Origin of the sequence: Chitinophaga sp. (genome assembly GCF_036566945.1) — a bacterium.
Taxonomy (GTDB): domain Bacteria; phylum Bacteroidota; class Bacteroidia; order Chitinophagales; family Chitinophagaceae; genus Chitinophaga.
This window is the reverse complement of sequence record NZ_DATCVJ010000569.1, coordinates 1-7,731: the sequence shown is the minus strand read 5'-3', so window position 1 is coordinate 7,731 and position 7,731 is coordinate 1. Positions and strand designations below refer to the sequence as shown.

6 protein-coding genes and 1 pseudogene are annotated in these 7,731 nt (G+C 45.5%); 3 read left to right on the top strand and 4 right to left on the bottom strand.

Going from position 1 to position 7,731, the window contains the following annotated elements; translation table 11 throughout:
• Positions 1 to 186 (bottom strand): hypothetical protein (locus VIP81_RS17320; protein WP_331963609.1); only part of this gene is annotated, 186 nt, incomplete at its 3' end.
• 185 nt (positions 187 to 371) lie between these two features.
• On the opposite strand from VIP81_RS17320, the gene dusB reads away from it, so the two are divergent.
• Both dusB and VIP81_RS17310 read left to right on the top strand, forming a co-directional pair.
• Positions 372 to 1,439, top strand: a complete 1,068-nt coding sequence (dusB, locus tag VIP81_RS17315; RefSeq protein WP_331963606.1) for a tRNA dihydrouridine synthase DusB — start codon at positions 372 to 374, stop codon at positions 1,437 to 1,439.
• Positions 1,440 to 1,482: 43 nt separating this feature from the next.
• Entirely contained in the window at positions 1,483 to 2,052 is a 570-nt protein-coding gene (locus VIP81_RS17310; RefSeq protein ID WP_331963603.1) for an NUMOD4 domain-containing protein, read from the top strand.
• Positions 2,053 to 2,139: 87 nt separating this feature from the next.
• Here the strand turns inward: VIP81_RS17310 and VIP81_RS17305 are convergent, their stop codons facing one another.
• The gene (locus tag VIP81_RS17305; protein ID WP_331963600.1) at positions 2,140 to 5,430 is read right to left on the bottom strand and encodes an AAA domain-containing protein; all 3,291 of its coding nucleotides are present in this window, start codon (positions 5,428 to 5,430) and stop codon (positions 2,140 to 2,142) included.
• A gap of 181 nt (positions 5,431 to 5,611) precedes the next feature.
• On the opposite strand from VIP81_RS17305, the gene proC reads away from it, so the two are divergent.
• The gene (gene proC, locus VIP81_RS17300; protein WP_331963597.1) at positions 5,612 to 6,409 is read left to right on the top strand and encodes a pyrroline-5-carboxylate reductase; all 798 of its coding nucleotides are present in this window, start codon (positions 5,612 to 5,614) and stop codon (positions 6,407 to 6,409) included.
• A 57-nt stretch (positions 6,410 to 6,466) separates the two neighbouring features.
• On the opposite strand, the gene VIP81_RS17295 is transcribed toward proC, so the two are convergent.
• Both VIP81_RS17295 and VIP81_RS17290 read right to left on the bottom strand, forming a co-directional pair.
• Positions 6,467 to 6,961 (bottom strand): SixA phosphatase family protein, encoded by a 495-nt coding sequence (locus VIP81_RS17295; protein WP_331963594.1) that lies wholly within the window; start codon positions 6,959 to 6,961, stop codon positions 6,467 to 6,469.
• Positions 6,962 to 7,334: 373 nt separating this feature from the next.
• A pseudogene (locus VIP81_RS17290) lies at positions 7,335 to 7,731 on the bottom strand (amidophosphoribosyltransferase); the annotation flags it as partial.

Here is a 7,731-nt window from a genome sequence, read left to right as displayed (position 1 = left end):
TTTCAGATAGCCGATAAGGTTAGGATCATTAAAAGCGCCATTTTGAATAGCCTCCAGGCTTTGGCCGGTCATCGCTGGCGTAATCATCTGCAGTGCAGCAATGTATATAGCAAAGAATCCAAAGAAAAAGCCCAGGAAGGTAACAAACTGCAATAAAGTAGAAGACTGTTTCAGATAACCGGTCATATGAAAATACTGTATTAAATTTTGCGTAAATTTACAGCGCGAAATCCAGTTTTTGCAGTTACTTATAGATCATTACAGCTGCCTGATGCTAGCTGTCACTGCAAAGAAATCCTGCTTGTAAGAAAAATAGTATATAAAACATTAAAATAATAACTATAGCAAAACCTGCTGTGGTTATATAAATTATGGTGAAGATAGGAAATATTGAACTGGGAGAATTCCCTTTATTACTGGCGCCCATGGAAGATGTGAGCGATCCGCCTTTTCGTGCGGTGTGCAAGGATAATGGGGCCGATCTCATGTATACTGAGTTCATATCTTCGGAAGGACTGATACGTGATGCCATTAAAAGCCGCAAAAAGCTGGACATTTTCGACTACGAACGTCCGGTAGGCATTCAGATTTTTGGTGGTGATGAGGAATCTTTGGCACTGGCGGCACAGATCGTAGAAGCCACCAATCCCGATTTGCTGGATATCAACTTTGGTTGCCCGGTAAAGAAAGTAGCCTGTAAAGGTGCTGGCGCAGGTATTTTGAAAGACATTCCTAAAATGATAAAACTGACAGCTGCCGTAGTAAAGGCTACAAAGCTGCCAGTAACTATTAAAACCCGCCTGGGCTGGGACGATGAGACAAAGAATATTGAAGAAGTAGCGGAAAGACTGCAGGATGTTGGAATCAAAGCACTCACCATTCACGGGCGTACCCGTACGCAAATGTATAAAGGTAGTGCTGACTGGACATTGATCGGAAAAGTAAAAAACAATCCACGCATACAAATTCCTATCTTTGGTAACGGTGACATATGTACGCCGGAGCAGGTAATCGCTGCCAGACAGAAATATGGTGTAGATGGGGTGATGATAGGCCGGGCTGCTATTGGTTATCCATGGATTTTCAGGGAGATCAAGCATTTTATGAAGACTGGCGAACATTTGCCACTACCAACTGTTTTAGAAAGAGTGGAAGTTTGTAAAAAGCATCTTCACCAATCAGTTTCCTGGAAAGGAGAAGTAGTAGGCATACTGGAAATGCGCCGCCACTACACAAATTACCTCAAAGGATTGCCGCATATAAAAGAATTCAGACAACAATTAGTAACTTACAATACATTAGCTGAGATAGAGGAAGTACTAGACGCGGTGGTGTTACAATACAAGGACCATATATTCGAAAGGGCTGCTCCCCAATTAGCTGCACACGATTTTCTGCCGGCTGATACTGAAATGGCCGGTTGTAACGTTTACGGATAAACGGATAAACCCCAGAGTATAAAAAATAAAAAAATACTTTCACATGACCACAATTAAAAATCTGAAAAATGAAGTCTGGAAAGACTTACAGATTAAAAACAAATCTGCCCTGCGTAAAAAATACGCTGTATCAAACATGGGGAGAGTGATCAGTTATCATGAAAGTACCGAAGATGGTAAGCTGCTCACGGGGTCTACCGTGGAAGGCTATACGGTATTAAACGTAAAGCCCGCAGATAGCTACCAGTCACTCTACCTGCACCGGGAGGTGGCCAAACTTTTTAGTAAAAAAGGAGGACGGGCACATAAATATGTGATTCACCTGGACTACGATAAGAAAAATAATAAAGCAACCAACCTCGAATGGGCAACCAAAGAGGAAATGGAAGAACATCAGCAAAAAAGCCCTGCGAAGCTGGCCTACAAAGAAAAGCAACGCAACCGTGTAAAAGGCCTGAAGCTGAATGTGACCAAAGTAAAAAGCATTAAACGCCTGCTCAACAAACCTGGTAAGAAAACGATGAAGCAAATTGCTGAACAGTTTGATATCAGCGAAATGCAGCTTTACCGCATTAAAAGCGGTGAAAACTGGGGGCATGTAACATTGGATTAAAGCCTGGTTTACCAGGAGTGATCATATATGATGTTGTCTAAACTGTGGCCATACTACCAGTATGGCCATAGTTATTTGTGGACGTTACTACATCACTCCCCTTACCATCTCCTCCAACATCTTCCGGTAATGGGCGCTGTCTTGCAACACCGGCTCATATCCCAGGATAATTACCTGTTTTCGTGCACGCGATAACGTTACCAATAACTTACGGTCTACTTCTATCTCTTCTTCTTCCCAGTTAAACTGCCCCAGGCACTGCAATGTCTGCACCTGCGCCGCATGATATACTGCCAGGGAAACAATGATAATATCATTTTCAGAGCCCTGAAAGCGTTCTACGGTGTCTATATTAATGTCCTGTAACGCAGCATCTTCTGCGATCAATTCGCGGATAAGACTGATCTGGGTGCGCCAGGGTGTAACCACTCCCACTGTGTCTTTGCTGAAATTGGCGCCATAACGGCTTTTCAGGTGTTGTAATAGAGATACCACCCATTGTGCCTCCGTTCTGTTCATTTTGGAAGTCGCTTCATAGGGGCTGCCAATAAATACCTTTCTTCCTAAAGATAAAATCCGCTCCCACCCTACGTTTTCCTGATCTTTATACCCATCAAAGGCGGCCTTTTGTTCTGGTTTTCCGGAAGATAACTGCCCTGCATAGTAATGATTCACCAGGGCGGCGATGCTGTCGTGCATCCTGAAATGTGTATTGAGCATGCCCCAGGCATGGCGCCAGTGGCTGGTTTTGCAGCGCTGTATTAATCGTTCAAAGATAGACGTACGCAAGTCGCGGATGCCCAGCTCCAATAAACAGGCTGCTTTTACCTGGCAAAAATATTCCTCCTGGGCCACCACCGGTGGTAGCTGGTTCTGATCACCGATCAGGATAAATTTGCGGAAAGGCATTAACAGACCCAGCAGCTGGGGTTCTGTTAACTGAGAAGCTTCGTCCACAATTAAAGTATCGGTAGGAATCCCCATCATTATTAACTGTTCCAGGCGGGTAGCCATGGTAGCTACCGTAGCTACAAATACCCGGTGACTGGTAATATAGCTCCGGGCTTCGTCCAGCGAGCCATCCAGGCAATACTGCTTCAATGTTAGCGAAGCATCCGAGCTGCGGCCACCCATACGGAGATGGGTAATATTTTTAGCCGTGAGCTTATGGCAAATTTCCTCTACTGCTTTATTGGTAAAGGCAACAATGATGACGTGGGTGTCCTGCTTAACCATTTCTCCCACGATAGTGGTTAACAGGGAAGATGTTTTGCCGGTGCCGGGAGGACCTTGTAACAGGTAGTAGTCCTGCGCTTCGAGGGCCTGTTTAACAATTTGTTCCTGGTTAGTGTTAAACATGGCCGGTGTGGTACGTTGCAATGGATACCAGCGCGGCGTAGTGAGTCCCAGCAGCATATTGGTGCGCTCCCGGTACCTGGGCGAAATAACGTGAAACAGAGAAGCCGCCGCCGTCCAGTAGTTAGATTCGTAAATATCATGTTCTATAATCCACTCGTCGAACTGCCGGAAAAAGTCCAGCGTCATTTGCCGGTTATTCAGTGAAAAGCTCAGCTGTTCTTTTCCCACCTCTTCTATCCTGCCTTTCAGCAGCTGTTGCTGCAGGGGTTGCAGCTCCGTGCTTGTACGCGGATAAATGATGGCGGTATCGCCTTTGCGAAAGTTGTGGCTAACGGGTACGACTATATCAAATAATACGGAACTATTTACCGTATCAAACTCCCGGAAACGGAGTCCCGGTATAATATTGAAGCGGGAAAGTTTATCCTTTTCGGGTTGTAGCCAGAGGGCTGCAAATCCGTCGGCATCATCTTCCCGGTTAATTTCTGAAAACATACCGCATTTTGCCTGCAGGTATTCGCGCAGCATAAACGCCAGAAACTCGTGGTAGTAAGCTTTTGCTACGGGCGGCGCTGTTTGCCAGGCCTGTTCAAAGGCCGTAAAATGTGCGGCGCTGAAAGACGGTAGTCCCAGCGATGCCGCTGTGGTAATGGTAGACAGCACTTCAAACTCACATCCTGCCAGCCGGAGGAGCATACCTACTACTTCATTGCGGAGCAGGAGTAAATCATTTTCTGTGAGATGGGTACTGCTCACATTCCTCAGTGGACTGGTTTCCGCGGCGGAATATAGGATCGCAGATCCCCCTTTACGGTGACGGCCAAAAGCTGAACGCAGCAACAGGTTGTACCCTACTACCTGCATTTCATGGTTTTTCCAGGTGTTGAAATCCGGGCATTTTCCACTTTTTAACTCGAATATTTCTTTACGGTATTCATCGGTATCATCTTCTGCCATCAGGTCCAAACGCCCTTGCAGCCCGTATTGAGCGGAGAAGAACGTAGGCTCTATACGTACCGGTTTATCCTGTAGTTCTTTTACTGTATTATGAAGATTTCCCCAATGATGTTGCCGGATATCGCGGAACATCTCATTTATTTTTTCCCTGCCGTAGGCGGCGGCCTGTAGTACGTTTTCGGCAACTGCTTCCACAAAGGAGCTTTTAAAATCTATCTCCCTGTTGCGTAACATTTCGTCCAGCAGTGCATTCACCAGGTTTCCTTTGAAGGCGGCCGGACTGGATTGCTGAGGCGTTAGTTTTTTAACGAGGTATAATAAACGGTTAGGACCTTTATGGGTAAAGCATTCTGCCAGATCACTGATATCGATGAGCAGGTCGGGTTCCAGTACCACCTGGCTTTCGCTGGTGGTGGCGTATTCATGGCCTTCTGCACCCTGCCGGCAATGGAGTACGTTAATAGTATCGTAAGGACGTAACAGGCCATGTAGGGATACTACAGTAGCGGATTCCATGTGTTCCAGTTGTAGCTGGAAATCCCCCTGTTCGTCATTTTTTACATCGAGGAGCAGGGTATATTTCCCCTGAGCGCCGATGGTGAGCGGACCTACCGCGGTAACCATGCATTTCAGGAGCGTTAAACTACCCGGGCGGTGCTGGTATGCCAGCGATAATTTATGCACACCGGAAGGGGCATAGATCTCCGTGAGTGCTGCGGGTGGAGGCACCTGGTAGCACCAGGCTACCGATTCGGTGAGTGCTTTGATACAAAGTAAGTGTTCTGTTTCCTGTAAAGGGAACATACCACGTGTAGCCTTGTTCGTTAGTATACGAAGGGCAGTTAGTTGCTGATGAATATCAGGGGGAATGGATTGCCGGTCAAAGTAGAATTGCATGCGTGCAAACAGGTTCCCGAAGGAGCGGGTTTCTTTCCTGGTAAGTTCTCTGAAGAGGATTTCCAGTATCTGTTTGTAGTGTCGGGTTTTTTCTTCTGTATTCTCAACACCGTGTGCTTCTTTAATCCTGGCGTAAAACGCAGTTGCTGTGTGTGACGGCTGCATGGAATGCAAGGTAAGCAGAAAGCAGAAGGCAAAAAGCTATTGTAGCGAATAAATACTCAGACATCGCGGCTAACATTCGCCACAATAGCTTTTTGCTTTCTGCTTTCTGCTTTCCGCTTCTTGCATGGATGCAGCATTTGTTATACCTTCCGTAGGATTTATAGTGTAAACATAATTTCTTATGTCAGCCAAAAAAATAGCCATTATAGGTGGAGGAAATCTGGGCTCGGCCATTGCCCAGGGATTGCTGAAGAGCGGTTTTTCAAAGGCCGGTGATATTACTGTTACCAAGCGTAACACCAGCACCCTTTCGAACCTGCGTGATGCGGGCGTACGGATAGAAACGGATAACGCAGTAGCGATCCGGGATTCAGAAATCATTGTTGTGGCGTTGAAGCCGTACAATGTGCGGGAAGTATTGCAGGAATTCAAATCGTCTTTTGATCCGAAACGGCATATACTGATCAGCGTTGTAACAGGGGTGAGTATTGATGATCTGGAACATGTAGTGCCAGGGATGCCGGTGGTACGTGCTATGCCCAATACCGCTATTGCTATTCAGGAATCTATCACCTGTATTTCGCATAAGCATGCAACAGAAGAGCAGATCAGGTATATAAAAACCATGTTTGATCAGCTGGGAGCTACTGTTACTATAGACGAAAAACTGATGGATGCCGCTACTGTACTGGGGGCCTGTGGTATTGCCTTTGCCCTGCGTTACATCCGGGCAAATATACAAGGGGGTATTGAAATCGGTTTTGATGTGCGTACAGCCAGTCTTATTGCGGCGCAAACGGTAAAGGGGGCGGCAGAACTGCTGATCCGTGAAAACCGCCATCCGGAAGAAGAAATTGATAAGGTAACCACGCCCAAAGGCTGCACGATCGCTGGTTTAAATGAAATGGAGCATCAGGGGTTCAGCTCTTCGCTGATCAAAGGGATTACAGCTTCGTATAATAAAATAGTGAAAGACTAGTCTTTCCGAAGGATGAGAGAAGCGATCGCTGCTTTTTAGATCAACTTTAACGAAGGATCAGTCTTTCCTGGGATATTCGAAGAAGAGAAACTTTTTCTTTGCCAGGTCAAAATCCTTCCAGTTGTCTGTGTCTGCCTGTATCGCAAATACGCCGGCAGTGGGCACATTGTCTATCCGGATTTCTTCCGTCAGGTAATTGGCGAAATCGGTGATCCCGGGATTATGTGCAAATATGGCCACGGCGCCGATATCGTCATCTATTTTGGTGATAACCTTCAGGAAGGTGGCTGCATAGCAGAGATAGAGTTCTTCTTCCAGCAGGATCGCCTGTTTGGGATACTTCCACTCGTTAGCCATTATTTTGGCGGTTGTTCTGGCTCTTTTGGCCGGGCTCGAAATGATTAATTCGGGCACCATACCCCGTGCAATAAGGTATTGAGCCATTTCCGGGGCATTTTGTTTGCCTCGTTTATTGAGGGGCCGGTCAAAATCATCCATGTCCGGATCTGTCCAGCTGGATTTAGCATGACGTATAAGTAGTAATGTTTTCATGGGCTGAAAACCGATAGTTAACGGAAACGAAAATACAGATTTTACAGGAAGTTAACTTGTTAGACTTATACTGTTCGCGGGAAAGGGGTTATTTAAGATAAAATTAACATGGAAACATTTAGCCATTTGAGTTAGCCTGGTGGCTAAAATATAAGCAAGCGCGATTTTGTCCTATTCAGGATTATACTGATTTAGATGATTTTTCGGATTTTGTCACTGTGATTTTAAAAGATAAGGGAAGATATAAGCGAATTTAGCCGCTTATATCTTCCCTCATCTTTTAATCTTTTATAATCCTAAAAGTAGAAATCTGGAAAATCATCTAAATCAGTATAATCCTGAATAAGACAAAAAATCGATTTCTTCTTTCAAATTAATATCCTCTTTCGTTTTTGCCTTCCATGTAGTTCATAAATGCTTTATTCACCACGCGGTTACCGCCCGGAGTTGGGTAGTTACCGGTAAAGTACCAGTCGCCCAGGTTATTTGGACAAGCCTGGTGCAGGCTTTCGATAGATTGATAAATGACTTCAATTTCAGCACGGATACCACCCGGGTTGAGGATTTCCGCAATTTTTGCAGAGATCTGTTCCGGTGTAAATGGCTTATAGATATTCTTCACTACGTTTTGAGCATGAAGTGTGTTAGTGCGTTGCAGCTCTTTACAGAGGCCATATGCTTCGTTCAGGATATGTTCCTTGCCATGGTCTTTCAGGAGGGCAATAGCCGCCTGGAAGGCTACGAAATCGCCCATTTTGCTCATATCAATA